Here is a 25,531-nt window from a genome sequence, read left to right as displayed (position 1 = left end):
GCGTCCTGAAGGCTTGGACAAGCCCTCTAGCACGACATCCGGCGAACATCAGCCCAGCAGCAGTTCCGGAGCCGCCGTCGGCGCCGTCGCCTCGACCGGCAGGTGCAGGATGAAGGCGGCGCCCTTGCCTGGTTCGGACTGGACCTCGGCCCAACCGCCGTGCAGCTCCACCAGGGCCTTGACCAGGGCCAGGGCCACGCCCGGCCCGCCGCGCTCGCGCCGCACGAAACGGTCGAAGACGTGGGCCTGCAGGTGATAGGGGATGCCGCGGCCGGTGTCCTCGACCCGGATGCGCACCTCGCCCGGCCCGACCTCGGCGGTCAGGGTCACGGCCCCGCCCTCGGACACGGCGCGGCAGGCGTTTTCCAGCAGGTGATCGACGGCCTGACCGATGCGGCGGGCGTCGGCGCGGATCGGCTTCAGCCGGGGCGGGCAGGCGACGGTCAGGACGGCGCCGCGCCCCTCGACCTTGGCCCGCACCTTGTCGGCGGCGGCTTCCAGCAGGTCGCAGACGCGCATATCGCCGAGCGCCAGCTCCATCTCGCCGGCGTCGATCTGGGCCATGTCCAGAACGTCGTCGATCGAGCGCGCCAGATGGCTGGCGGCCACGCGGATGGCCCCGGCGTGCTGGCGGCTGCGCTCGGGCAGGTCGCCCATGGCCTCCAGCAGTTCGGAATAGCCGACGATGGTGGTCAGGGGGGTGCGCAACTCATACGACACGCTGCCGACGAACTCGCGCTTCAGCGCCTGGCTCTCGGCCAGAGCGGCCTCCTTGGCCGCCAGGGCCTGTTCCAGCTCGCGCCGGGCGGTGACGTCGGAGAAGGCCACCAGCGTGGCGCCGTCGGGCAGGGGACGGGTCTGCCAGGCCACCACGCGGTCGTCGTCGGTGCGTCCCTCGCCCGAGATCGGCACGCGGCTTTCGGGATCAGGATCGGCGACGCGCGCCTTCAACCCCAGCCACAGGGCGGCGTCGTCCAGCACCGGGCGGCACAGAGCCGCCACGGCGTCGAAATCCCCGGCCTCGGCCAGCCGTTCCGCGGACACGCCCCAGAAGCTCTCAAAGGCGTCGTTGTTGAGCCGCAACCGCCCGTCCGAGCCGAACACGGCCACCGCGTCGTTCAGCTTGTCCAGCGTCGCCGTCTGGACCTGGATCTGGGCGTTGTAGCGGCTGCGCAGCTGCAACTCGTCGGTGATGTCCGAGAAGATCAGCAGGATGCCGCCCAGGGGATGCGGCTGGCGCACCACGCGCAGGGTCCGCCCGTCGGGCAGGGACCAGCTGTCGTCGGGCGAGGCTGTGGCCGCGCCATAGAATTCCAGCTCGCGCGCCTTCCACCCGGCGTAGTCGACGACCTCGGGCAGCTGGCGCTTCTGGCGCAGGCGGTCCAGCAGTTCGGCGTGGGTCGGGCGCTCGTCCAGCCAGGCCGGGTCGATGGCGAACAGCGACTGGAAGGCGGTGTTGTGGAAGGCCAGCCGCTTGGCCGGACCGAAGATGGCCACGGCGTCGGCCAGATGGTTCAGCGTCTCGTCATGAGCCTCGACGTGGCGGCGCAGGGTGTCGCGCGTCTCCTCGGCCTCGGTCATGTCGATGGCGAAGGCGATGACGGCGCCGCGTCCACCGGCCAGGGGCTCGGCCAGGATGCGCCAGGCCTTGCGCCGGCCGTCCGACGAGACCCAGCGGAAGCCGTCCTGTCGGGCGTTCAGGCGCGAGGCCTCGGCCACGATGAGGTCGGCGCCGCGATCAAAGCTGAGTCCGGCCTCGTGGGCCTCGGCCAGAGTCTCCGCCCGCACCTCGTTCAGCCAGGCCTTGTTGGCCCAGATCAACTGTCCGGCCCCGTCCACCACCCAGGTCGGGGCGGGCGAGGCCTCGGCCAGGGCGCCCAGGCCGGCGTCGGCGGCGGTCTCGGCCCCGCCCAGCTTCGACAGCCGCAGCCAGACCGAACCGCCCAGGGCGCGGCCCTCGACCGCCCAGGCGCCGTCGGCGGATTCCAGCAGGGTCTCGAACGGCTCGCCCCTATGGACCAGGCCGTCCATGTGTCCGGTGTGGGTTTCGTTCAGCGCCCGCACGATGGCCTCGGCCGCCGCCGCGCCTTCGCGACCGGGGGCGAGCACCGCCAGGGCCTCGGGCGCGCCGAACACCGACTGGGCCTCGCCCTCGGGCGTCAGGGCCAGCCGCACGTCATCAAAGACGTTCAGGGCGCCCTCGCAGGCGGCGGCCTGGGCGCGCTCGCCCGCCAGCCAGGCCTCGACCTCGGCCTCGCGCGCGCCCAGCCGCTTACGCAGCCGCCAGGCCCAGGCGCTGATCGCCAGCGCCAGACCCGCCGCCCCCGCAGTGGCCACATAGGCGATGTCGGCCTCGGCCATCCTGTCCCCGGAAAATTCGTCGATCGAAACAACCGGACCCGCACGGGGCACCGACCGATTCGCATTTACCATACCCTGATTGCGCGATTTGCGATGCGGCGAGACAGCCGATTGCGGCGCGGCGGCGGGCGGGCGATATCCAGGCCATGAGCCAAACCCTGAACCCGGCGTGGAACGACCAGTCCGCCCCCTCCCTCGACGACTTCGCCCGCCTGGCCGAAGCCGCCTTCGCCGCCCTGCCCGACCTGTTCCGCCAAGCGGCCGGCGAGGTCGTCATCCGCGTCGACGACTTCGCCGACGACGAGACCCTGGCCGATCTGGAAATCGAGGACCCGTTCGACCTGACCGGCCTCTATTCCGGCGTCCACATCGGCGAACGCGACGCCATGGGCCCGGCGGCAGAGCCGTCGCGCATCTTCCTCTACCGCCGTCCCATCCTCGACGAATGGTGCGAGCGCGGCGACGTCGGCCTGGCCGAGATCATCGCCCACGTCCTGATCCACGAGATCGGCCACCACCTCGGCCTCGACGACGACCAGATCCACGACATCGAGGACGACGAGGACTGAGGCGGCCGCCGCGTGGTCTAGCGCGCGGGGAAGCCCGTGCGATCAAAGCTCGCCTTGCGGCTGTTCGGCAGGATCACCAGAGCGTCAAAGCCGTAAATGAAGTCACGCAAGGCCGGCCGTTGCTCGACCGGCACCTGATCGACGAACAACTTGGCGCTCGGCTGCAGCGCGCGCAGGTCGATCACGACCGGCTGATCCGGCCTGGACACCAGGGGCGCCATCCACGAGGGCAGGTCTCTGACATCCGCATAATCCTCGCCCAGCGCCTGGACATAGACGCCGTAAGCCTCGGTCTCGTTGCTGATGGCGAACTCGTGGACGAAGTTGCCGATCGGGAAGGCCTGATTTGGGTTGCGCCCCCGGTACATATGCAAGGCGCCCATCTTGAACAAAGCGCGTGGCGTGCGGCCGGCGGCCTCGGCGGCCCGATATTGGCGCAGGAACAGGCGCTTCATCAGCGCCTCGCGTACGGTGTTGTTGAACAGGCCGACCGGCTCGCCCGCCCGTGCGCGGCGGTAGTAGGAATAGATTTCAGCCGAGGTCGTCACCGTCTCCAGCAGGAAGGCCGCCCTCGATTCAGGCTCGGCGGCAAAGGCTGTCGTCAGCGCCTGGAGCCGGGGCAGGGTTTCCGCGTCCCCGTAGAGGAAGGCCCCGAACTGATCGCGCCGCGTCTCAAGCGATTTCACCTGGGCCAGCAGGGTCTCGACCTGACCGCGCACGGCATCATTGGGCGCAAGGCCCGCCAGTTCTTCCAGAAGCGGTTGGGCGCTCTGCACCTGTTCGACGCCCCACAGGTCGGCCACACCCGTCGCATGGGCCATCAGTTCCAGATCCTGGTCCGAGGCGAAGCCGATATGGTTGGGATAGCGCCGGGCGAGATCGGCCGCCGCCTCGGCCTTGCCGCGATTAGCGGGCTGTTTCAGCGTGTCGACGGCGACCGGATCGATCTCCACCACCAGGGTGTCGAAAGCGCGCCAGTCCCGCAGACTGTCGAACAGCGCCCCGGTGAACAGGGGGGTGTCGTGATCGTTATGGCTCTCACCCAGCAGGACGAACTGGGCCTTCTGCGTCTGGTCGCGGAGGAAGTCGGCGCCGGGGCCGGACAGGCCGCCGTCAAAGGCGATCGGCCGGGTGTTGGCCTCCAGCAAGGCCGACGCTCGGGCGGCCGATGCGGCCTCAGCGGCGGCGACTTCTTCTGGGGTCTTGTCCTGCGCAAAGGCCCCGCCGGCGGTGCAGGCGAGGGCGGCCAGGGCCGCGATCATCAATTTCATACCGAGGCGAATCCTGCTGAATTGGGAAAGCGATCCAGTATAAATTCAGGCCCATCGCGAGATCGAACCCAAGCTTAGCCATTCGGTCGAACCGTGTCATCCGTCGTGATGACGCGGACGCCATTCGGCTGCTGCCCTAACCCTCGATCCGCTCCAGCTTGGCGACGAAGAAGCCGTCCACGCCGCCGCGCTCCGCCCATTGCGAGGGCAGGATGCGCAGCCAGCCTTCGGGGGTCAGGGCCTCGTCCGGCGCGCCGATCTCGGCCGGGACGGCGGGGACGGTGCGGAAGGCCGGGTTGCGGCGCAGGAAGGCGATGACCTGGGTTTCGCCCTCCTCGCGTTCCAGCGAGCAGACGCAATAGACCAGACGTCCGCCCGGCTTCACCTTGTCCGCTGCCACGTCCAGCAGGCGGTGCTGCACGTCGGCCAGCTTGGCGACCTCGGCGGGGCGGGTGGCGCGCAGGACTTCGGGGTTGCGGCGATAGGTGCCGGTGGCGGTGCAGGGCGCGTCCAGCAGGACGGCGTCGAAGGTGCGGTCGTCCTCCCAGTCCTCGACCGGGACGGCGACGACCTCGACCGGCAGGCCGGTGCGGTCGAAATTCTGACGCAGGCGCTTCAGGCGCGCCGCCGAGCGGTCCACGGCGACGACCTCGGCGCCGGCGGCGACCAGCTGCAGCGTCTTGCCGCCGGGCGCGGCGCACATATCCAGGGCGGTCTCGCCGGGCTTCACCCCCAGCAGGCGGGCCGGGACGGCGGCGGCGGCGTCCTGCACCCACCAGTCGCCGGCCTCGAAGCCGGGCCAGCCGGCCACGTCGCCGCGCTTGCCGGTGCGGACCGTGCCGCCGGGCAGGACTTCGCCCTCGACGTCCTGGGCCAGGCCGGCCAGATCGACGCCCGGCTTGGCGCTGAGGTCGGTCGCGGGTTCGTCGCGGGTGGCCAGGGCCAGACCCAGCAGCGCGGCCTCGCCATAGGTCGCCTTCCAGCGCGCGGCCAGCCAGTCGGGCAGGTTGGATTCCGCCGTGGTCAGGCCGGGACCGTCGCGGTCGACGCCGCGCAGGACGGCGTTGACCAGGTTCTTGTAGGGGCGGGTCTTGGCGTCGCGCTCGGCCAGTTTCACTGCCGTCGAGACGGCGGCGAAGGCGGGCGTCTCCAGCACCAGGGTCTGGGCCAGGGCGATGCGCAGGATGGTGCGCACCGGGGCCGGCGGGGCCTTCTGCAGGCGGCGATCCAGGATCTGGTCGATCTCGCCCAGGCGGCGCAGGGCGGCCATGGCCGTGGCGCGGGCGAAGGCGCGGTCGGGACCGGGCAGGTCCCTGGCCGGCGACTGGCCCAGAGCCTCGTCCAGACCGGTGCGCTTCTCCAGGGCGGCGTTCAGCAGGATGCCGGCGACCAGACGCGCATCGACGCCGATGTCAGCGTGCGGATCGTCGGCGACTACCCGGGGCTGGGCTTCACGACGCGGTCCACGCGCCTTTTCAGCCATGCGACGACCGCGCGCGGCCGAGCTTTTGCCCTTGGGCGTTCCACCACTCATACGGAGACCTGCGTGCCCAGTTCGACCACGCGGCCGGGCGGGATATGGAAGAAGTCTGTCGGATTGGCGGCGTTGCGCATCAGGAAGATGAACAGCTTGTCCTGCCACAGCGGCATGCCCTGACGCGCCGAGGCGACCACCGAGCGACGGCCGAGGAAGAAGCTGGTCGACATGATGTCGAACTTCAGTCCCTGCTTGCGGCACAGACCAAGCGCGCGCGGCACGTTCGGCGTCTCCATGAAGCCGTAGGTGATGGTCAGCCGTTTGAAGTCGTCGCTGATCGGCTCCATGGACACGCGCTGATCGTCGGGCACGCGCGGCCGGTCGGCCGTGTGAACCGTCAGGATGACGTTCTTCTCGTGCAGCACCTTGTTGTGCTTGAGATTGTGCATCAGGGCCACCGGCGCGACCTCGGGGTCCGAGGTCAGGAAGATGGCCGTGCCCGGCGCCCGGTGCGGCGGACGGGCCTTCAGCATCTCGATCAGATCGCCCAGGGGCAGGCTGTCCTTGTGGGTCTTCTCGGTCAGGATCTGGGTGCCGCGCACCCAGGTCCACATGATCAGCACCAGACCGCCGCCCAACACCAGCGGCATCCAGGCCCCGTCCGGAATCTTGAGCAGGTTGGAGGTCAGGAAGACGCCGTCGATGAAGCCGAACGGGACCAGGGTGCCCAGCACCGCCCACATCGGCCACTTCCACTTCTTGGTCACCACCGACCAGGCCATCAGGGTGTTGACCAGCATGGTGCCGGTCACCGCCACGCCATAGGCCGCCGTCAGATTGTGCGACGACTGGAAGGTCAGCAGCAGGAAGAGCACGCCGATCATCAGCAGGCTGTTGACCGCCGGGACATAGATCTGGCCGGCCAGGGTCTCGGAGGTGTTGCGGATGTCGATGCGCGGCAGCAGGCCCAGCTGGACCGCCTGTTGCGTCACCGAGAAGGCGCCGGTGATGACCGCCTGGCTGGCGATGACGGTCGCCGCCGTGGCCAGGATCAGCATGGGCCAGTAGACCATCTGCGGCACCATGTTCCAGAACGGGTTGTCGGCCGCTCCGGGGTTGTCCAGCAGGAAGGCGCCCTGGCCCAGATAGTTCAGCGTCAGGCAGGGCAGGACGACATAGAGCCAGCCCTGGCGGATCGGCGCCTTGCCGAAGTGGCCCATGTCCGCATAGAGGGCCTCGGCCCCCGTGACGGCCAGGAAGACGCTGCCCAGGATGACGAAGCCGAGGAAACCGTCCTTGAGCAGCAGCTCGACCCCATAGGTCGGCGACAGGGCGCGCAGGATCGAGAGATCGTCGAAGATGTGCGTCAGCCCCAGCACGCCCAGGCTGAGGAACCAGACGGCGGTGATGGGACCGAAGAACCGGGCCAGGCCGGCGGTGCCGCGCGACTGGAACAGGAAGAGGACGATGAGAATGCCCGCCGAGATCGGCAGGATGAAGGGGTCCAGCTCGCCGTTCAGACCCGGCGCGTCCTTCAGGCCCTCGACCGCCGACAACACCGAAATGGCCGGGGTGATGACGCCGTCGGCGTAGAAGAGAGCGGCGCCGCAGACGCCGAGAATGAACAGCCAGGCGCTGCGTCGTCCCACCGCGTGCTGGGCCAGGGCCATGAGCGACAGGGTGCCGCCCTCGCCCTTGTTGTCCGCCCGCATCAGGAACATGACGTATTTGAACGTCACCACGATCATCAGGGCCCAGAAGGCCAGGGAGACCACGCCGATGATGGCCAGTTCGCCGCCGACGCCCTTCTGGGCGTGGCCGATGGCCTCGCGCAGGGCGTAGATCGGACTGGTGCCGATGTCGCCGAAGACCACGCCGATGGCGCCCAGAATCAGGGCGCGATGGGTCGCCTTGCCGTGACCGGCGCCGTGATTGGGCGGCGACGGATTCTGGGCGTTCGACTTTTCGGAAGCGTTTGCGGCGGACTGAGCGTCGCCGCGGGGTGTGTCCCCGGCCATGCATAACCTCCGGGTCGCGCGGAGAGCGCGCCCATCAAGAGCGGCGGGCCTTTAGCCGCTTTCCGTCAGCGGTTCAATCGGCCCTCGGTTCCGCCCGCCGGGCGGCCGAAAGAATGCGACGGTCCAGCTTGGACTGAACCAGGACTACAACATTGTCTTCAGAGGCGGAATCGGCCGGAAGGGCGAACAGGACGGGGCGGCCGGTCCAGTCGCCGAGACGGCGCACCTGGCGCACCACATTGACGTGCCGCACCGCCTGGCCGCGATTGTCGCCCTGTTTGACCTCGACCGTCTGCAGGCCCGGTTGATAGACCACGGCCATGACCTCGGCCCCGCCGCGCGGCGGGCGGCCCGAGCCGACGCCGACGCGGTCGCCGGTCTCGCGGAACTCGATCTCGGGCGGCCACTGGCGATCGGCGGCCCCCGCCTCGATGGCGGCCTGAAGCTCGGGCGGGCGGGCGCCCGACAGATGCCGCCGACCGTCCACCACCACCTGCGGGGTCGAGACGTTCCTCAGCCTCATCGCCTGGCGATAGGCCTGCTGCCGCGCGGCGAACTCCGGCCGCGCGAAAGTGTCGGACCAGCCCAGATAGTCCCAGTAGTCGACGCCGTAGGTCAGGGCGATGACGCCCGGCTCGCTCGCCACCGCCTCCAGGGCTCGGTTGGCCTCGGGACAGCCGGCGCAGCCCTGGGCGGTGAACAGTTCGACCACCACCGGCTGGACCGCGGCGTCCCGCTCACGCGCCGGCGCGGCGGCGACAGTCAGCAGGCCTGCGCCCGCGACCGCCGCCGCGATCCACCCGGTCCTGATGCTCCATGCCGTCATTTTCGCGATCCTAGCCCCTCGATCCGTCCACGCCGCTCATAAAACCGTGAAGGGTGAAACCTTCTTTTGGCGCTACGCTCGCGACGCGGTCGCTCACCGCTTGAGCGCCGAGCCCTCATCGTCATCCCGGCCGTAGAGCCGGGACCGCCCAGAACGCCGACGTCAGCGCCCCCGGCGGTCCCGGATAGCGGCTGCGCCGCTTCCGGGATGACGCGCGGGGTTCTCAGTCCATTAGCTGCTGGGCCAGATAGACGTAGTGCCGCGCCCAGCGGCGGGCGTTGGCGACCGGGTCGGCGTCGTTGGAGTGACCGCCGGCCGTGTCCTCGAAATAGAGGTGGTCGTGGCCCTGATCGCCCAGGCGCGCCGCGAACTTGCGGGCGTGGCCGGGGTGGACCCGGTCGTCGCGCGTATTGGTGGTGATGTAGACGCGCGGGTAGTTCGTCTCGGGCCGCAGCTGCTGATAGGCCGAATAGCGGGCGATGAATTCGGCGTCGCCGGGGATGCGCGGGTCGCCGTATTCGCCAATCCACGAGGCGCCGGCGGGCAGGTCCTGATAGCGCAGCATGTCGATCAGCGGGCTCTCGATCACCGCCGCGTTGAACAGCTCCGGGTGCTGGGTGATCGACACCGAGGTCAGGACCCCGCCGTTGGAACGGCCGTAGATGCCCAGATGGCGGGGGCTGGTGAGCTTGCGCTGCTCCAGATCGCGGGCCACGGCGGCGAAGTCGTCGAAGGCGCGCTGGCGGTTCTCACGCAGGGCCGCCTGGTGCCAGCCGGGACCGAACTCGCCGCCGCCGCGGATATTGGCCTGGACGAAGACGCCGCCGTTCTCAAGCCACAGCTTGCCCATCTCGGGCTTGTAGGCGGGCGGGAAGCTGGCCTGGAAGCCGCCGTAGCCGAACAGGATGGTCGGGCCGGTCCCGTCCATCGCCAGGTTTTTCGGACGGGTGACGAAGTAGGGAATTTTCACGCCATCGGTCGAGGTCGCCTCGAACTGCTCGACCACATGGGTCGAGGCGTCGAACTTGGCCGACGCCGACTTCAGCTCGGTCAGGGCCCCGCTCGAGACTTCGGCCAGGCTGAGGGTCGGCGGCGTCAGGAAGCCCTGGGTCGAGACGAAGACCTGACCCTTGGCCTTGGAGCTGTCGCCCAGGCCCACGGCGCTGTTGGCGGGCACGGCGATGTCGGTGCGCGCCCAGCCCCATTCGCCGCGATTGCGGAAACGGGCGAGGCGACCGACCACATTGTCGGAAATAGCGACGAGGACCTCGCCATCGAGCACGGCGACGTCGCTGATCGACTGCCGTTCAGCAGGCCGGAAGATCTCGGTCGCCTGGTTCGAGACCGAGATCTCAGGCCCGATACGCAGAGTGGCCAGCGGATAGGCTTGCAGACTGCCGGCTGCGGTCACCGGCCCAACACGGCGACCGAGATACGAACGGCTCCAGTCCTCTTCCGGCGAGAGGACCAGAAGACCCTTAGTCGCCCCATACAGGGTGACGCGCTGCGGCAAATCCAGCTGCACCGGCTTGCCGTCGACCAACTCCCACGTCTCCGAGCGGAAGGTGTCCAGCGGGCGGCTGAACAGGACGGCCTCGACCGCCCCGGCCTTGTCGCGGAAGACCATGGGCGAGACGCCGTAGCCGCCGTCGGACTGCTGGCCGCGATAGACCTCGGTCGCGTGGGCCAGCGGGTGGCCGCGCTTCAGGGATTTGACGATGAAGGGATAGCCCGACTCCGTCATCGTGCCCTTGCCGTTCTCCGTGCCGAAGTCGGTGGCGATCAGCAGGGTGTCGCGGTCCAGCCAGGTCAGACGGTGCTTGCCCTCGGGGATGACGAAGCCATCATCGACGAAACGCTTGGTGGTCAGGTCGAACTCGCGCACGACCACCGCGTCCTTGCCGCCGTCCGACAGGTTGATCAGGCAGCGGGTCTCGTCGGGGGCCAGGCAGTTGGCGCCCTTGAACACCCAGTCGCGGCCTTCGGATTTCGCGAGGGCGTCGATGTCCAGCAGGGTCTCCCACTGCGGCTGGGCGGTGCGATAGGAGGCCAGGGTCGTGCGGCGCCAGACGCCCTTGGGATTGGCGGCGTCCTGCCAGAAATTGCCCAGACCCTCGCCGAGGAAGCTGACGCCGGGGATGCGGTCGGTGGCCGTCAGAATGGCCTCGGCCTGCCGGCGGAAGGGTTCGTAGCGGCGGTCGCCGGTCAGGGCGGCCAACGCCTTGTCGTTCGAGGCGGCGACGAAGGCGCGGGCCTCGGCCCCGTCCACCGCTTCCAGCGCCAGATGATCGTCGGCGGCCTTGACCCCCTCGGGCGACAGGTCGCGCGGGAAGTGCGGCGGCGGCGTGGTCGCGGCGACGGCGGCCGGGTCGGCGGGCGCATGGGCCAGGGCCGGCCCGGCGGCGAGGATCAGCACCGGCAGGGCGGCGGACAGGAACAGGGACTTCATGATTTTCTCCGCTCATCCCCCGCAGAAGCGGGGGATCCAGGGCTTCGACTGAACCGCCGAGGAGGTGTGCGCCCATCTCCGCTTTCACGGAGATGGGCGGATGGGACTACTGCTGCGCCGGTTCGTCCATCAGGCGGCGCGTCAGATAGGTGTATTCCAGCGCGATGCGGCGGGCCGTTTCGCGCAGGTTGGCGCCGGCCGCGTGGCCGCCGTCGGTGTTTTCATAGAAGAGCACCGGATAGCCCAGTTCCTCCAGACGCGCCGCCGCCTTGCGGGCGTGGCCCGGGTGGACGCGGTCGTCCTTGGTCGAGGTGTGGATGAAGACCTCGGGGTAGGGCTGACCCGCCGCCAGCTTCTGATAGGGCGAGTACTGCTCGATCCAGGCGCGCTGTTCCGCGATGTCCGGGTTGCCGTATTCGCCGATCCAGCTGGCGCCGGCCAGCAGCTTGTGGAAGCGCAGCATGTCGAACAGGGGCACCTGGATGACCGCCGCATTGATCAGGTCGGGGCGCTGGGTCAGCATGGCCCCCATGAAGAGGCCGCCCTGCGAGCCGCCCATGACGCCGAGATGCGGCTGGCTGGTGACGCCGCGCGCGATCAGGTCCTGGGCCACGGCCTGGAAGTCTTCGTGGGCGCGCTGGCGGTTTTCCTGCTGGGCCGCCTGGTGCCACTTGGGTCCGAACTCGCCGCCGCCGCGGGTGTTGGCGATGACATAGACGCCGCCGCGCTCCAGCCACAGCTTGCCGACCGTCGGCGAATAGCCGGGCAGCAGCGACGACTGGAAGCCGCCGTAACCGTACAGCAGCGTCGGGTTCGAGCCGTCCATGGCCATGGCGTCCTTATGGACGACGAAATAGGGGATCATGGTGCCGTCGGCCGAACGGGCCTCGAACTGGTCCACCTTCATCCCGGTCGCGTCGAACTTGGCGGGCAGGGACTTGGTCAGGGCGACCGCGCCCGTCGCCGCGTCGGCCAGATAGAGGCTGGACGGGTTCAGATAGCCGGCGACGCTGACGAAGATCTTGTCGTCCTGCTCCGAGGCCGAACCGACGCCGACGGTGACGTTCTGCGGCAGGTCCAGACGGGTGCGGCTCCAGCCGGCCGGGTCGTAGACGTAGACCGAGCCGCGCACGTTTTCATAAAGGGCCACGACCAGGCGATTGCGGGTGGCGCTGATGCCCTCGATCGCCTCGCGCGCGCCGGGACGGATGACCAGCTGGGCCGGGGTCCTGGGATCGGCCAGCCAGGCCTGCAGGTTCCAGGCGATGACGTCGCCGGTCTTGAATTCCTGGCCCGAGGGCGCGGTCCAGTCCTGATCGGTCGTCACCACCATCTGACCCGCGACCAGGGCGTTGATGCTGGACTTGAGCGGCAGTTCCAGCTTGGTGGTCGTGCCGTCGGCGTTCAGACGCCAGGTCTCGCTCTCGTAGAAGTTGATCCCGCGGTTCAGCAGCACCGCCTGCACCACGCCGTCGGCGTCGCGCAGGGTGTAGCCGGAGGCGGAGACGTCGGTCTTCTGACCGGCGAAGACCTCGACCGCCTGATCGACGCTCTGGCCGCGCTTCAGCAGACGCACGGTGCGCGGATAGCCCGAGTCCGTCAGCGAGCCCTCGCCGAAGTCGCGCGAGATCAGGACCGTGTCCTTGTCGATCCAGGCGGCGCCGCCCTTGGATTCCGGCAGGTTGAAGCCGCCGTCCACGAAGGTTTTGGTCACGCTGTCGAACTCGCGGATCGTCACCGCGTCCTTGCCGCCGTTCGACAGGGACAGCAGGCAGTAGCGTTCTTCGGGCGGCAGGCAGGTCGCGCCCTTGTAGACCCAGTTGGCGCCCTCGGCGGCCGACAGGGCGTCGATGTCGAGGATGGTCTCCCAGGTCGGCGCATCGGTCCGATAGCTATCCAGCGTCGTGCGACGCCAGACGCCGCGCACGTGTTCGGCGTCCTGCCAGAAGTTGTCGACGTGGCCGTCGTGGGTGAAGCCGGGCGAGGGGATGCGGTCGCGCGACTGGACGATGTCCAGGGCCTGCTGGTGCAGGGTGTCGTAACGCGGGTCGCCCTGCAGCGTCCCCAGCGAGGTCGCGTTGTGGGCCTTGACCCAGTCCATGGCGCGCTCGCCCTCGACCTCTTCCAGCCAGATGTAGGGGTCGGTCGCGTCGCTGGTCGCGAAGCCCGGCGTGGACGAACTAACGGCGGGGGCGGCGGCGGGCGTGTCGGACGTATGGGCCATGGCGACGGGTGCGGCTCCGGCGGCGAGAAGAAGGGCGGCGGCGGACGCCAGCGAACGGATCATGTGTTTCATTCCCCAAAAAAATTGATGGCACCTTGGCGAGAGGAAAAGCCGGCGGCAAGCGGGTGCAACCTTACAAGCCTGTCATCTTTCGTCGCAGAAAGGGCTGTCGGGCCTCAGCCGCCGTCGTCGGGGATGCACAGGATCTGGCCGCAGGCCTTGCAGTGAACGGCGTCAGGATCGTGCTTCTGCAGGCCACAGGTCGGACAGGGGAATTTCACCTTGTGCGGCCGGATCAGGGTCTGGGCCAGACGGATGAAGAGCGTGATCCCCACCAGCATGACGATGATGGAGGTGACCCGCCCCCAGTTGCCGGGCAGGGTGATGTCTCCAAACCCGGTCGTGGTCAGGGTGGCGACGGTGAAATAGAGGGCGTCCAAATAGCCGTCGATGTGCTCGGCCTTGCCCCGGAAGGCCGCATAGACGAAGCCCGTCACGACGAAGACGAAGGTGATCAGGGCCGCCAGGGCCCGGGTGATCTCCTCGACCCTCGTGTCGTCGAAGCGTCGGCCGATAGTGCGCCAGAACAGGTCGCTGTTCAGCAGGCTCCACAGCCGCAGCAGCCGCAGGAAGCCGAGGTTGGCCAGCCAGACCGGAAACAGCAGGGTGGCCAGAACGAACAGGTCGACCCAGACGATCGGCCGCTTCAGCCAGTCCCGGATGTCGGACCAGGCATAGGCCCGCGCCGCCAGGTCGAGCGCCAGGATGGCGGCGATGACATAGTCGGCGACATAGAAGACCCAGCCCGCCTCCTTCAGGATCGGCGTCGCCAGGAAGAAGCCGATGATGGCGAGGTCGATGACGATGACCATCAGGCGGAACTTCACCGCCCTGGGCTGGGTCCCGTGATAGAGATAACGCAGCCGCGCCCGCAGCCGCAGGCCCTGATGATGGTCGGTGTCGCTCGGTTCGGACGTCATCACCGCCAGCGATACATGAAAGCCGGAAAAATCCTATATGAAGGCGGATATGACCCAGGCTGCTCGCCCCTACATCCGCATGAACGGCGCCGGAAACGCCTTCATCGTCGTCCAGGCCTTCGAGGAGGCCTTCCACCCGACGGAAGCCGAGGTGCGCGCCCTGTGCGATCCCGCCTCGCCGACCGGGGGTTGCGACCAATTGATCGGGGTCGAGCCGTCCGAGAGCGCCGACGCCTTCATGCGGGTGTGGAACGCCGACGGCTCCATGGTCGAGACCTGCGGCAACGCCCTGCGCTGCGTCGGCTGGCTGCTGCTGGAGGCGACCGACAAGGAAGAGGTGGTCATCGACACCCTGGCCGGGCCGACGACAGCCAAGCGTGCACTAGGCCGCGTCGGATCGGGAGGTCCCGAAGGGCCGACGACCGCGGCCAAGGGAAATGTGACCGTCGACATGGGGGCGCCGCGCCTGGACTGGACCCAGGTGCCGCTGGCCGAGGAGATGGACACGCGCGGCATCGAACTGCAGGTCGGGCCGATCGACGCCCCCGTCCTGCACACGCCCGGCGCGGTCTCGATGGGCAATCCCCACGTGGTCTTCTTCACCGACCAGCAGGACGACGCCTTCGTGCGCGGCGTGGGTTCGCTGATCGAGCACCACCCCTTGTTCCCGGAGGCGGTCAACGTCGGCTTCGCCCATGTGCTGGATCGCGAGCACATCCGGCTGCGGGTGTGGGAGCGCGGCGCGGGCCTGACCCTGGCCTGCGGCACGGGCGCCTGCGCCGCCCTGGTCGCCACGGCGCGGCGCGGCCTGACCGAGCGCAAGGCGACGATCGTGGTCGACGGCGGCGAACTGGTCATCGACTGGGACGAGGCGTCGGGCCACGTCTTCATGACCGGCCCGGTCGAGGTCGAGCGCACGGGGCTTTTGCCACAAGGCTGAGCAATCGCCCCTGACGTAGCGTCAGCGGTTGTCCCCATCGGTCCCACGATCTAGGAACAAGAGCGCCTGCCCTTCCCGAGATCGAAATGCCCGAATTGACCGACAAACAGACCTTCTCCGACGACGACGCTCTGGAGTTCCACAGCGATCCGATCCCGGGCAAGATCTCCATGGCCCCGACCAAGCCGATGGCGACCCAGCGCGACCTGTCGCTGGCCTATTCGCCGGGCGTGGCCGTGCCGGTCCTGGCCATCGCCGCCGACGCGGACAAGGCCTACGACTATACGTCCAAGGGCAACATGGTCGCCGTCATCTCGAACGGCACGGCCATCCTCGGCTTGGGCAACCTGGGTCACATGGCGTCCAAGCCGGTGATGGAGGGCAAGTCGGTCCTGTTCAAGCGCTTCGCCGACGTCGACAGCTTCGACGTCGAGGTGGAGACCACCGACCCGGACGAGTTCATCACCGTGGTCAAGAACATCGGCGACACCTGGGGCGGCATCAACCTGGAGGACATCAAGTCCCCGGAATGCTTCGAGATCGAAGCCCAGCTGCAGGACCTGCTGGACATCCCCGTCTTCCATGACGACCAGCACGGCACGGCCATCATCTCGACCGCCGGCCTGATCAATGCCTGCCACGTGGTCGGCAAGAAGCTGGAGGACGTGAAGGTCGTCCTGTCGGGCGCCGGAGCCGCGGGCCTGTCGTCCATCGCCCTGATGAAGGCCGCCGGGGTCAAGGCCGAGAACACCGTCATCTGCGACCGCCAGGGCGTCATCTACAAGGGCCGCGACAACGTCTCGCAATGGCAGGCGGCGCACGCCACCGACACCCATCTGCGCACCCTGGCCGAGGCCATGGTCGGCGCCGACGTGGTGCTCGGTCTTAGCGCAAAGGGCGCCATTTCGAAGGAAATGGTCGCCTCCATGGCGCCCAATCCCATCATCTTCGCCATGGCCAACCCGGACCCCGAGATCACCCCGGAAGACGTCAAGTCGGTGCGTTCGGACGCCATCATCGCCACCGGCCGCTCGGACTATGTGAACCAGGTCAACAACGTCCTGGCCTTCCCCTATCTGTTCCGCGGCGCGCTGGACGTCCGCGCGCGCCAGATCAACCACGAGATGAAGATCGCCTGCGCCCAGGCCCTGGCGGCCCTGGCCCGCGAAGACGTGCCGGACGAAGTGGCCGCCGCCTATCGCGGCCGTAAGTTGAAGTTCGGCCCGGAATACATCATCCCGACGCCGTTCGACCCGCGCCTGATCTGGTACATCCCGCCCTTCATCGCCCAGACGGCGATGGAGACGGGCGTGGCGCGCAAGCCGATCGCCGACATGGACGCCTATCGCATCGCCCTGAAGCAGCGGGTCGATCCGTCGGCCGCCCTGATGCAGAAGATCTCCTCGGCCGTGCGCTCGGGACCGAAGCAGCGCGTCGTCTTCGCCGAGGGCGAGGAACAGGCGGTCATCCGCGCCGCCTGGGCCTTCAAGCAGGGCGACCTGGGCACACCCATCCTGGTCGGCCGCGAGGACCTGATCCGCCAGAACGCCGCCGAGGCGGGCCTGAACTTCGACGACCTGGGCATCGAGATCGTCAACGCCCGCACCTCCGGCCGCAACGTCGAATACACCGACTGGCTGTATGAACGCCTGAGCCGTCGCGGCTATCTGCGTCGCGACGTGCAGCGCATGATCAACCAGGACCGCAACTATTTCGGCGCCACCATGATCGCGCGCGGCGACGCCGACTGCATGGTCACCGGCGTGACCCGCAACTTCAACATGGCCCTGAAGGAGGTCCGCCGCGTCCTGGACGTCAAGGACCGCATGATCGGCCTGTCGATCCTGCTGGCCAAGGGCCGCACCCTGTTCGTGGCCGACACCTCGATCCACGAACTGCCCAACGCCGCCGAACTGGCCGAGATCGCGGTCAAGGCCGCCGCCACGGTCAAGAAGCTGGGCCGCAAGCCGCGCGTGGCCTTCCTCAGCTACTCGACCTTCGGCGACCCGCCCGGCGACCGCGGCGAGAAGGTGCGCGAGGCCATCCGCATCCTGGACGGCATGGACGTCGACTTCGAATACGAAGGCGAAATGCCGCCCGAGCTGGCGCTGAACCCCGAGGCGCGGGCCAACTATCCCTTCATGCGCCTGACCGGCGACGCCGACGTCCTGGTCATGCCGGCCATCCATTCGGCGGCCATCTCGACGCGCCTGGTCCAGTCACTGGGCGGCGCCACGGTGATCGGCCCGCTGCTGGTCGGCCTGGAGAAGTCGGTGCAGATCGTGCCCCTGGGCGCCTCGGTCAGCGAGATCATCACCGCCGCCACCTTCGCCGCCTACGCCGAAGGCGCGCCGGTCGAAGACTGACGCATCGCCCATGCGAACGCGATGAGAGGCGGCCTTCGGGCCGCCTCTTTGCGTTTGGGCTTCAGGCTTCCCGCTTCAGGCGACGCAGTTCGAGCGTCTGGCGCACCCACTCGGCGGCGCAGAACACCACCGCGATCAGGCCCAGCCAGGCGGCGATGACGAACATGGCGGCGTAGCCCTGACGCTCGATCAGCTCGCCCAGGGCCCCGCGCCCCAGGGTGCCGATCAGCAGGGTCAGGGAGGTGAAGACGGCGAACTGGACCGCGCCGAACATCCTGTTCGGCAGGGCCGACAGATAGGCGACAAAGGCGGCGCCCGCGAAGCCGCCGGCGATGTTCTCCCCGGCGATGGCCAGCATCAGCCGCGCCATCGGCTCGCCCAGGTGGAACAGGCCGAACAGCTTGTAGAGGCCGCTGACCTGCATGAAGCCGTGGATGACCGGCGCGCCCAGGGCCAGATCCATCATCAGCAGATTGGTCGCCGCCGACAGCGCCGCCCCCAGCAGCAGGCTGGCCATCCGCCCGATCACCAGCAGCGCCCAACCGCCCAGGCCGATGCCGAGGATGGTCATGACGACGCCGAAGGTCTTGGACGCCAGGGCGATCTCGGTCTTGGTGTGGCCCAGCGCCCCGCCGGTGTCGCCCATGTAGAAGGGGAAGGCGAAGGGCCCCCAGACCCCGTCGGTGATGCGGTAGGTCAGGATCAGGCCGAGGACGATGATCGCGCCCCAGCCCAGACGCCCCATCAGCTCGACCAGGGGCGCCAGAATGGCGTCGTAGAGGGTGTTGACCAGGGCCGGAGCGTCGCGGGCAGTCGAAGCCGACGCGGTCTTGCCGCCGCGCCAGACGATCAGCCCGGCCAGCAGGGCGGGCAGGATGACCGCCCCGCCGACGATCCACGGCCCCCAGGTGGCGGTGAACTCGCCCGCGCTCGGCGCCGGGGTGACGCTCAGGGCCGTGACCATGAAGCGGATCAGCATGAAGGCGGCCCAGACCCAGGCGGCCAGGGTGACGGCCAGAGCCGTCATGCGCAGACGCGGCGAGCCGATGCGCTCGCGGGCGATGGCCTGTTTCGGGGCCGGCTTGGGCTCGGGCGCGATCAGGGTGCCCAGAAGGCCCAGGCCCATCAGACCCGCGCCGATGACGAAGGTCGAGGACCAGCCGAGATGATCCGCCAACACCAGAGCCCCCGCCCCGCCGACCAGGGCCGCCGTGCGGAAGCCCAGCTGATAGACGGTGGACAGCAGGTCGACCGGAACCCGCTCGTCCGCCACCTCGATCCGCCAGGTGTCGATGACGATGTCCTGGGTCGCCGAAGCGAAGGCGCCTAGGGCGGCCGCGCCCGCCAGCATGGCGATGGCGCCCGTGCCCGGATGCGACAGGGCGATGGTCAACAGGGCGCCGACCAGCACGACCTGACACAGGATCAGCCACGCACGGCGCCGTCCCATCCGCCCGATGATGGGCGGCGTCAGGCCAACCGACGGCGACCAGAGGAATTTGAAGGCGCCGAACAGGCCGACCCAGGACAGGACGCCGATGGTGGCGACCGACACGCCCGCGTCCGACAGCCAGGCGTTCAGGGTGCCAAACAGCATGGCGAAGGGCAGGCCGGCGGAGAAGCCCAGCAGCAGCATGGCCAGGGTGCGCCGCTCGCGGAAGGCCGCCTTCAGCACGCCCAGGCCCTTGGGCGACGGCTGCAGGGCCGCGACCTCGGAAGCGGGCGTCTTGGGATCAAGCATGCAGGTCTCCGGCGGACGCCGCCGGACACGGGCGGTCGTGGTTACTGAGCCCCGACCTTGGCGCGGTTGCCGACGTTCGTCCAGCGAGTCAGGGCGGCGCGCAGGGCGTCGGCCTCCAGCGGCTTGGTCAGGTGGTCGTTCATGCCCGCCTCCAGACAGGCGACGCGGTCCTCGGCAAAGGCGTTGGCGGTCAGGGCCACGATCGGCGTGCGCTCGCCCCGCGCCCGCAGCGCCCGCGCCGCGCCCGGCCCGTCCAGACGCGGCATCCGCATATCCATGAAGATCAGGTCGAACCGGGCGTCCTTCAGCGTCTGCAAGGCCTCATGCCCATCGGCGGCGGTCTGGACCACGCAGCCCTCGCGGCGCAGCAGGGTGCGGGCCAGAAGGGCGCCGACCGGATTGTCCTCCACCAACAGCACGCGCAGCCCCTTGAAGGCGACGGGCGCCACGCGATCGTCGTCCTGACCACGCCCGACGGCGACGGCCAGCCCCTTACGTCGGCCCGCCGCCGCCAGCACCCGCTCGGCCAGAGAGGCGCGGCGCAGGGGCTTGATCAGATAGCCGTGGAAGCCCGCCGTCCGGTAACGGTCGATCAGGTCGCGTTCGCTGGGCTTCAGCAGGATGACGGCCTCGCCCTGGGCCGGTTTGACGGCGAGCACGCCGTCCTCGGCCATGGCGTGGTCGATCAGGGTCACGCCCGCCTGACGCGCGACGCGGCCGCCCGAGGCCTCGATCTGGGCCGTCGCCGCCTGACGCACGAAGGGGTCAGGGGTGCGCACCGCCACGACCACGCCATCCAGAGGACGGGCGCGCGGCGCGGTGTCGGCGACGGGGAAGGGGGCTTCAAACCGGAACCGGGCGCCGGGGCCGTCGGGCCTATCGCTCACGGCGACCGTGCCGCCCATGGCCTGGGCCAGACGCCGCACCACCGCCAGACCCAGACCGGCGCCGTCGAAACGGGCGGCGTCCGAGGCGTCGGCGTGGCCGAACTCGTCGAAGATGCGGCCGCGCGCCTCTTCCGGCACCCCAGGGCCAGTGTCGTCGACGACGAAGGTCAGGCGCGGGCGGGCGGCGGTCCCGCCGGCGCGTTCGACCGTCAGGCGGACCCCGCCCCGGTCGGTGAATTTCACGGCGTTGCCCGCCAGATTGAACAGGACCTGACGCAGGCGGCCCTCGTCGGCGATCACGTCGGGCGCGTCGGCGGCGACGGACCAGACGATCTCCAGCCCCTTGTCGTGGGCCTTGGGGCTGAGCAGTTCGGCCACGCCGCGCGTCAGGCCTTCCAGATCGACAGGGGCGGGATCGAACTCCAGCGCCCCGGCTTCCAGTCGGGCGAAGTCGAGCAGGTCGTTGACCAGACCCAGCAGGTGCTCCGCCGACTTCTGCGCCGCTTCGGCATAGGCGCGCTGAGCGCCGTCCAGCTTGGTCCGCGACAGCAGGCCCAGCATGCCGATCACCCCGTTCAAGGGGGTTCGCATCTCATGGCTCATCAGGCGCAGAAACTGCTGTTCCGGCGCGTCCGACGGCGCGGCGGGCGTGATGTCGGTCGGTGCGTGCGTTCTGCGTGCCTGTCCCATGACAGCCACCCTAGCGCCCAAGGGTTAAGCGTGGCCGAACGAGGATTTCAGACGTCAGAAGGCGGGCGTCTCACTGCGATGCGCCGTCTGGCGGTCGAAATCGCCCTGCGCCCCCACCGTCGTGCGCCGATACATCAGGGCCTCGGCCACGTGGCGGCGCAGCACCCCGGTCGCGCCGTCCAGATCGGCGATGGTGCGCGCCAGCCGCAGGGTCCGGGTCCAGCCGCGCGCCGTCAGCCCCCCGGCCTCGCCGGCTCGCATCAGCAGGGCGCGACCCGCGTCGTCGGGCGCGGCGAAGCGATCCAGGGTTTCGCCCGAGGCGCGAGCGTTGATAGCCTGATCCCGCGCCTTGTCGGGGTCGAAGCCCGCCGCGCGGACCCGTTCCTCCTGCTGGGCGCGGGCCGTAGCCACGCGGGCGGCAGCCTCGGCCGTGCCCTCGGCGGGGGCGGGCAGGGCCATGTCGGCGGCGGTGACGGGCGGGGTCTCGACCGTCAGGTCGATGCGGTCGAACATCGGGCCGGATATGCGGTTCTGATAGTCCTTCCGGCAGCGCGGGGCCTTGCCGCAGGCGCCGCGCCCTGATCCGCCCAGACCACAACGACAGGGGTTCATCGCCGCCACCAGCTGGAAGCGCGCCGGATAACGGACATGGGCGTTGGCCCGCGCCACCACGATCTCGCCCGTCTCCAGCGGCTGACGCAGGCTGTCGAGCGCCTGGGCGGAATATTCGGGCAGTTCGTCGAGGAAGAGCACGCCGTTGTGGGCCAGCGACGCCTCGCCCGGCTTGGCCCGCAGGCCGCCTGTCTAATCTCACAGGTAATGCGAACTTTCTGAGCCTCTACCCCGCCCCAAAAGCCCTTTTGACAACAGTTTAGTCTCTCAAGAGACGCGAAAAAATTTAGGAATCTCGCGAATTATGCGACAAGATCGGGACATGGAAACCCGCCGTCGAATCCCGCCGGGCCATCGCTCGATTACCGGAGCGCTGCCCTCACGCTTCCCAAGCGGGCATCTGCCGTTTGAGTCCAAACTGGAAATGGACTTCCTCACGCTGTTGCAGATCGACAACGGCATTCATGATGTCGTGACCCAGCCGACCACCTTGCAGCTGAAGGTCGACGGCCAGGCACGCACCTACACCCCTGATGTTCTGGTTTCCTGGCACAGCGCCATGCCGCGCCCCTTCCCGCAGCGGCAAGTGATGTTTGAGGTGAAGCCTCTCTCGGTCCTGCGCGAGCAACGGGCTTCGCTCTGGCCCAAATATCGCGCGGCCAAGCGTCACCTCGCCCGCATGGGCATCGGCTACCGCGTCGTGACGGAGCGCACGATCCGCACTCCGCGCTTGGCCAATGCCGAATTGATCGCGCCAGTGATGCTCCAACCGCAGGACCGCGAAATGATAAAGCGTGTCCGGGCGCTCGTACGTCACAAAGGACCGAAGCGACTAGGTGAAATACGTCTCCGCCTCGAAGACGAAGGCGCAATTCGCGGCTCCATTATGGAGGCGGCATACAACCTCATCGGACTTCGCCGGCTGCTATGTGATCTGGACGCCCCAATCACAGATGAGACGGTCGTGACATGGTGGGTGGACGCGGCGCTGGAGGAAATATTTGACGGGACTTAAACTGGAAGTCGGCGAACAGGTCTCCGTTGATGGTCGCCCGGCTGAACTGGTCCAGGTCATAGATCTCGACCGCTACCTGGTGCGCTTCAAAAGCGGTGATCTGCGATCGGTCAGCAGGGCTGAAATCGACGACGTCGCGTCGGTCGAGACGCCGAAACGCGCGTTCGACGACTACACGCCGGATGAGAAGGCCGAGGCGTTTCGCTGGTTCGATGCGGTAAAACCACTTCTGGACGGCGGCATTCGGCGAGGAGAAAGGACTGCCCTCGCCGACAAGGCAGCAGAAACTCTCGGAGTTAGCCGCGCCACTGTCTATCGCCGGATCAAGGATTGCGACCCAGCTGACCCCATGACCCTTTTGCCGGAAGGAGGTCAGGGACGATCAGGCTCTCGTCTCGATGAGGCGACCGAGGCCGTGATGCAGGAGGTCATTCGAAAACACTATCTCCAGCGCAAACAGCCGACGCCCACAACCGTGTGGGATGAGTACATGAGGCCCGCATTCAAAAATGCGGGGATTCAACCTCCAGGCCGCGCGACATTCTTCCGACGTATCGAGAAGCTGGATCCTCTGGTGGTGCTCGAAGCTCGCGAAGGAAAGCGCGCCGCCAGGGACGCCAAGAAGCGGTTGATGGGAAGCTATCCGTTCGCAGGATCGCCGCTCAGCTCAGTCCAGATCGATTACTGGCAGTATGACATCGAGATCGTCGACGAAACCACGCGGCAACCCATCGGGCGCCCTTGGCTGGCCATGTGCATCGACACGTTCAGCTTCATGCCCACCGGCTACTATCTGTCGTTAGATCCGCCCGGCGCGTCCAGCGCCGGCATGGCGATCTTCCATTCCATAACACGCAAGGAAAAGTGGCTGACGAAGCTGGGCGTCGCCATGGACTGGCCCGTCTGGGGCGTCATGAAGATGATCCACGCAGACAACGCCAAGGAGTTCCGCGGCGCAATGATGCAAAGGTTCGTGCGGTACGCGAACACCAAGCTCGTAAACCGCAAGGTCAAGACGCCGCGCTATGGACCGCACATCGAGAGGTACTTCGGCAAGCTAGCCCACAGCGTGAAGCACCTGCCTGGCGCTACAGGATCGAACATCGCTGAGCGTGCGAAAAAGGCCGAGCCGCGCAAGACCGCAAGGCTCACGCTGGCCGATCTGGAACTCTACCTGCTGAGCGTCATCAAGGAACACATCAATACGCCCAGGAAGGAACTGGGCATGTCGCCTCTGGAAAAGTGGCGGTCGTTCTTCTTCGATGTGGAGACTGGCCGTCAGATTCAGAAACTTCCCCCCGAGGCGGACGATCTGGCCAGGCTCCGCAAGGAGCTTCTTCCGGTCACGATGCGCAAGCTCCAGCACTACGGCATTCAGTGGGACATGCTGCACTACGATTCCGAAGCCCTGGTCATCATCCGACAGCGGTATGCCCGAACCCCGGAGAAGGACTTCATCATCAGGCGCGACCCCCACGACCTGTCCGAAGTCTATGTTTGGGATGAAGACGCCAAAGTCTATCTCACCGTGCCCCTGCGAAACCCGCGTGGCGTCGCCATGAACATATGGGAGCATCGCGCCGCCAAGAAACGGGCGCAGGAGCAGGGCCACGCGCGCCCGGATGAGAACAACATCTTCGATGCTCACAAGGAGCGAACGGAACGCCAAGCCCGCGTTCGGGCCGCAGAAAAAGAGACCGTCCGTGTACGGCGCGCCGCCGAACAGAAGAAACACCACGCCCGCACCCGGACGCGGCAGCAGGCGGTGATCGAAAGTTCCCGACCTGATCCGCGCCCCCGCTCGACGATAGCACCGACCGCAACACAGATGTCCATCACACCAGCCCCGCATAAGGTCGTGGATAGCGACGACGTTTTCGATGACCTGGACAGCTAATGCCTGACATCACATCCGACGACGGCGCGCACCTGACAGAGAAAACGAGAACCTACCTCGCCACTCCAGGTGAGGATCGTATTCTCAACAATTGGAAGTCTATCTGGATAGGGCATCACGACGCCAAGCATGTCCATGCGAAGCTGGACATGATGCTCAAAACGCCGCCGTCGAGCCGCCCTAAAAACCTGCTAGTGTATGGCGAATCCAACGTCGGCAAATCGACCATCCTCGAACGTTGGGCCGAAGCGGTAAATCAGAAGGCGGCCGTCGCGGCCGAGGCCGAGGATCCCGAAACTATGGGAGATTGGGCGGTCTTGCCGGTCGTGAGGGTACAGACCCCGCCCAAGGGCGACGAAGGCCGACTGTACGACAACATCCTCAGGGCGATGGGGTTTCCCCTGCCGATCAGCTATTCGGCGTCGGCCAAATGCCAGACCGTGCTCAAGCTTTTGGCAAACAACCAGACCAAAATCGTCATGCTGGATGAGTTCCACAACGCTCTGTCGGGACGGTTCGATCAGCGCCTTCATTTCAACGTCGTCATCAAGAATCTGACAAACGAGGCGGGCATTCCCCTAGTGGTCGCGGGCGTCGAGGCGGTCGAAATGGTCTTCAACAAAGAGGACCAGCTTCATCGGCGATTTTCACGGATCAAACTTGAGGCTTGGCGAGACAATGACGACTGGCGAAAACTACTGCGAAGTTTTGAGCGCCTGATCCCTCTCAAGCATCCTTCATCCCTCGCCCAGCCCGAGATGGCCACGACGCTTTATGAAGTGTCGAGCGGCCGGATTGGCGATCTGTCTGATGTTCTCAGGGAGGCCGCTATTCGTGCAATCCTGTCAGGAGAAGAGCGCATCACCCCCGACATGATCCAGGCCGTCTAGCTCAGGCGGAGGGCGCGTCTTGGTCGACAAAGCGCCCAACTTCTACACTCCATGGCCCTTTCGAGGGTGCCCCCGAACCGACGAGCTCTTCTCATCGTGGTTCCTGCGCGCAGCTCACGCCATGGACATCAAGCCCTATGCACTTGGGCATGTCTCATGGCGATCGAGCCCCCCGCCGCTCACGCGTGATATCGACGGTGACGTGCCTCTGAGGTTTCATCCAGCGGCGACCAGAGTCCTTGGGTTAGTTACGCCTCGCAGCGTGGGGTGAGCAACAGGCCGGGCCGCGCAGCTTTCATCCTGCGCAGCGGGTCGGCC

General features: G+C 67.8%; 16 protein-coding genes and 1 pseudogene. 6 read left to right on the top strand and 11 right to left on the bottom strand.

Annotation, left to right across the window (positions count from 1 at the left end; genetic code table 11):
* Positions 1-48: 48 nt before the first annotated feature.
* A complete protein-coding gene (locus ACREEF_RS10165) occupies positions 49-2,361 on the bottom strand; it encodes an ATP-binding protein (RefSeq protein ID WP_431565467.1) in 2,313 nt (770 codons plus the stop codon).
* 146 nt (positions 2,362-2,507) lie between these two features.
* On the opposite strand from ACREEF_RS10165, the gene ACREEF_RS10160 reads away from it, so the two are divergent.
* Positions 2,508-2,930, top strand: coding sequence for a metallopeptidase family protein (locus ACREEF_RS10160; RefSeq protein ID WP_431565466.1), 423 nt, complete (start codon positions 2,508-2,510; stop codon positions 2,928-2,930).
* A 17-nt stretch (positions 2,931-2,947) separates the two neighbouring features.
* Here the strand turns inward: ACREEF_RS10160 and ACREEF_RS10155 are convergent, their stop codons facing one another.
* The 7 genes from ACREEF_RS10155 to ACREEF_RS10125 form a co-directional block, all read right to left on the bottom strand.
* Positions 2,948-4,201: a hypothetical protein gene (locus tag ACREEF_RS10155; RefSeq protein WP_431565465.1), complete on the bottom strand. Its 1,254-nt coding sequence runs from the start codon at positions 4,199-4,201 to the stop codon at positions 2,948-2,950.
* Between the two features lie 136 nt (positions 4,202-4,337).
* Positions 4,338-5,735: an RsmB/NOP family class I SAM-dependent RNA methyltransferase gene (locus tag ACREEF_RS10150; RefSeq protein ID WP_431565464.1), complete on the bottom strand. Its 1,398-nt coding sequence runs from the start codon at positions 5,733-5,735 to the stop codon at positions 4,338-4,340.
* Positions 5,732-7,696 (bottom strand): potassium transporter Kup, encoded by a 1,965-nt coding sequence (locus ACREEF_RS10145; protein WP_431565463.1) that lies wholly within the window; start codon positions 7,694-7,696, stop codon positions 5,732-5,734. The genes ACREEF_RS10150 and ACREEF_RS10145 overlap by 4 nt, the downstream gene beginning before the upstream one ends.
* Positions 7,697-7,769: 73 nt before the next feature.
* A complete protein-coding gene (locus ACREEF_RS10140; RefSeq protein ID WP_431565462.1) occupies positions 7,770-8,522 on the bottom strand; it encodes a DUF1223 domain-containing protein in 753 nt (250 codons plus the stop codon).
* Positions 8,523-8,745: 223 nt separating this feature from the next.
* Entirely contained in the window at positions 8,746-10,971 is a 2,226-nt protein-coding gene (locus tag ACREEF_RS10135; protein WP_431565461.1) for a prolyl oligopeptidase family serine peptidase, read from the bottom strand.
* A 106-nt stretch (positions 10,972-11,077) separates the two neighbouring features.
* Positions 11,078-13,258: a prolyl oligopeptidase family serine peptidase gene (locus ACREEF_RS10130; RefSeq protein ID WP_431565460.1), complete on the bottom strand. Its 2,181-nt coding sequence runs from the start codon at positions 13,256-13,258 to the stop codon at positions 11,078-11,080.
* A 113-nt stretch (positions 13,259-13,371) separates the two neighbouring features.
* A complete protein-coding gene (locus ACREEF_RS10125; RefSeq protein WP_431565459.1) occupies positions 13,372-14,175 on the bottom strand; it encodes a potassium channel family protein in 804 nt (267 codons plus the stop codon).
* A 49-nt stretch (positions 14,176-14,224) separates the two neighbouring features.
* Between ACREEF_RS10125 and dapF the strand changes: the two genes are divergently transcribed.
* Complete coding sequence (dapF, locus tag ACREEF_RS10120) at positions 14,225-15,115, top strand: diaminopimelate epimerase (RefSeq protein WP_431565458.1); 891 nt, start codon at positions 14,225-14,227, stop codon at positions 15,113-15,115.
* Between the two features lie 86 nt (positions 15,116-15,201).
* Positions 15,202-17,481, top strand: a complete 2,280-nt coding sequence (locus tag ACREEF_RS10115) for an NADP-dependent malic enzyme (RefSeq protein WP_431565457.1) — start codon at positions 15,202-15,204, stop codon at positions 17,479-17,481.
* Positions 17,482-17,542: 61 nt separating this feature from the next.
* On the opposite strand, the gene ACREEF_RS10110 is transcribed toward ACREEF_RS10115, so the two are convergent.
* The 3 genes and pseudogenes from ACREEF_RS10110 to ACREEF_RS10100 form a co-directional block, all read right to left on the bottom strand.
* A complete protein-coding gene (locus ACREEF_RS10110) occupies positions 17,543-19,222 on the bottom strand; it encodes an AmpG family muropeptide MFS transporter (protein WP_431565456.1) in 1,680 nt (559 codons plus the stop codon).
* Positions 19,223-19,263: 41 nt separating this feature from the next.
* Positions 19,264-20,799 (bottom strand): response regulator, encoded by a 1,536-nt coding sequence (locus tag ACREEF_RS10105; RefSeq protein WP_431565455.1) that lies wholly within the window; start codon positions 20,797-20,799, stop codon positions 19,264-19,266.
* A gap of 54 nt (positions 20,800-20,853) precedes the next feature.
* A pseudogene (locus tag ACREEF_RS10100) lies at positions 20,854-21,600 on the bottom strand (ATP-binding protein); the annotation flags it as partial.
* A gap of 133 nt (positions 21,601-21,733) precedes the next feature.
* Between ACREEF_RS10100 and ACREEF_RS10095 the strand changes: the two are divergent.
* From ACREEF_RS10095 to ACREEF_RS10085, 3 genes are read left to right on the top strand one after another with little or no spacing between them, the layout of a single operon-like run.
* A complete protein-coding gene (locus ACREEF_RS10095) occupies positions 21,734-22,426 on the top strand; it encodes a TnsA endonuclease N-terminal domain-containing protein (RefSeq protein WP_431565454.1) in 693 nt (230 codons plus the stop codon).
* The gene (locus ACREEF_RS10090) at positions 22,413-24,323 is read left to right on the top strand and encodes a Mu transposase C-terminal domain-containing protein (protein ID WP_431565453.1); all 1,911 of its coding nucleotides are present in this window, start codon (positions 22,413-22,415) and stop codon (positions 24,321-24,323) included. The genes ACREEF_RS10095 and ACREEF_RS10090 overlap by 14 nt, the downstream gene beginning before the upstream one ends.
* The gene (locus tag ACREEF_RS10085) at positions 24,323-25,213 is read left to right on the top strand and encodes a TniB family NTP-binding protein (protein ID WP_431565452.1); all 891 of its coding nucleotides are present in this window, start codon (positions 24,323-24,325) and stop codon (positions 25,211-25,213) included. Before ACREEF_RS10090 ends, ACREEF_RS10085 begins: the two co-directional genes overlap by 1 nt.
* Positions 25,214-25,531 lie beyond the last annotated feature (318 nt).

It is taken from the genome of Brevundimonas sp. (genome assembly GCF_050729455.1).
In the GTDB taxonomy this organism is placed as follows: Bacteria; Pseudomonadota; Alphaproteobacteria; order Caulobacterales; family Caulobacteraceae; genus Brevundimonas.
This window is presented reverse-complemented; position numbering and strand designations above follow the sequence as displayed.

Excerpts from the sequence above, each read along its gene's own strand:
- ACREEF_RS10165 (WP_431565467.1), bottom strand. The coding sequence starts at position 2,361 with ATGGCCGAGGCCGACATCGCCTATGTGGCCACTGCGGGGGCGGCGGGT.
- ACREEF_RS10160 (WP_431565466.1), top strand. The coding sequence starts at position 2,508 with ATGAGCCAAACCCTGAACCCGGCGTGGAACGACCAGTCCGCCCCCTCC.
- ACREEF_RS10155 (WP_431565465.1), bottom strand. The coding sequence starts at position 4,201 with ATGAAATTGATGATCGCGGCCCTGGCCGCCCTCGCCTGCACCGCCGGC.
- ACREEF_RS10150 (WP_431565464.1), bottom strand. The coding sequence starts at position 5,735 with ATGAGTGGTGGAACGCCCAAGGGCAAAAGCTCGGCCGCGCGCGGTCGT.
- ACREEF_RS10145 (WP_431565463.1), bottom strand. The coding sequence starts at position 7,696 with ATGGCCGGGGACACACCCCGCGGCGACGCTCAGTCCGCCGCAAACGCT.
- ACREEF_RS10140 (WP_431565462.1), bottom strand. The coding sequence starts at position 8,522 with ATGACGGCATGGAGCATCAGGACCGGGTGGATCGCGGCGGCGGTCGCG.
- ACREEF_RS10135 (WP_431565461.1), bottom strand. The coding sequence starts at position 10,971 with ATGAAGTCCCTGTTCCTGTCCGCCGCCCTGCCGGTGCTGATCCTCGCC.
- ACREEF_RS10130 (WP_431565460.1), bottom strand. The coding sequence starts at position 13,258 with ATGATCCGTTCGCTGGCGTCCGCCGCCGCCCTTCTTCTCGCCGCCGGA.
- ACREEF_RS10125 (WP_431565459.1), bottom strand. The coding sequence starts at position 14,175 with ATGACGTCCGAACCGAGCGACACCGACCATCATCAGGGCCTGCGGCTG.
- dapF (WP_431565458.1), top strand. The coding sequence starts at position 14,225 with ATGACCCAGGCTGCTCGCCCCTACATCCGCATGAACGGCGCCGGAAAC.
- ACREEF_RS10115 (WP_431565457.1), top strand. The coding sequence starts at position 15,202 with ATGCCCGAATTGACCGACAAACAGACCTTCTCCGACGACGACGCTCTG.
- ACREEF_RS10110 (WP_431565456.1), bottom strand. The coding sequence starts at position 19,222 with ATGCTTGATCCCAAGACGCCCGCTTCCGAGGTCGCGGCCCTGCAGCCG.
- ACREEF_RS10105 (WP_431565455.1), bottom strand. The coding sequence starts at position 20,799 with ATGGGACAGGCACGCAGAACGCACGCACCGACCGACATCACGCCCGCC.
- ACREEF_RS10095 (WP_431565454.1), top strand. The coding sequence starts at position 21,734 with ATGGAAACCCGCCGTCGAATCCCGCCGGGCCATCGCTCGATTACCGGA.
- ACREEF_RS10085 (WP_431565452.1), top strand. The coding sequence starts at position 24,323 with ATGCCTGACATCACATCCGACGACGGCGCGCACCTGACAGAGAAAACG.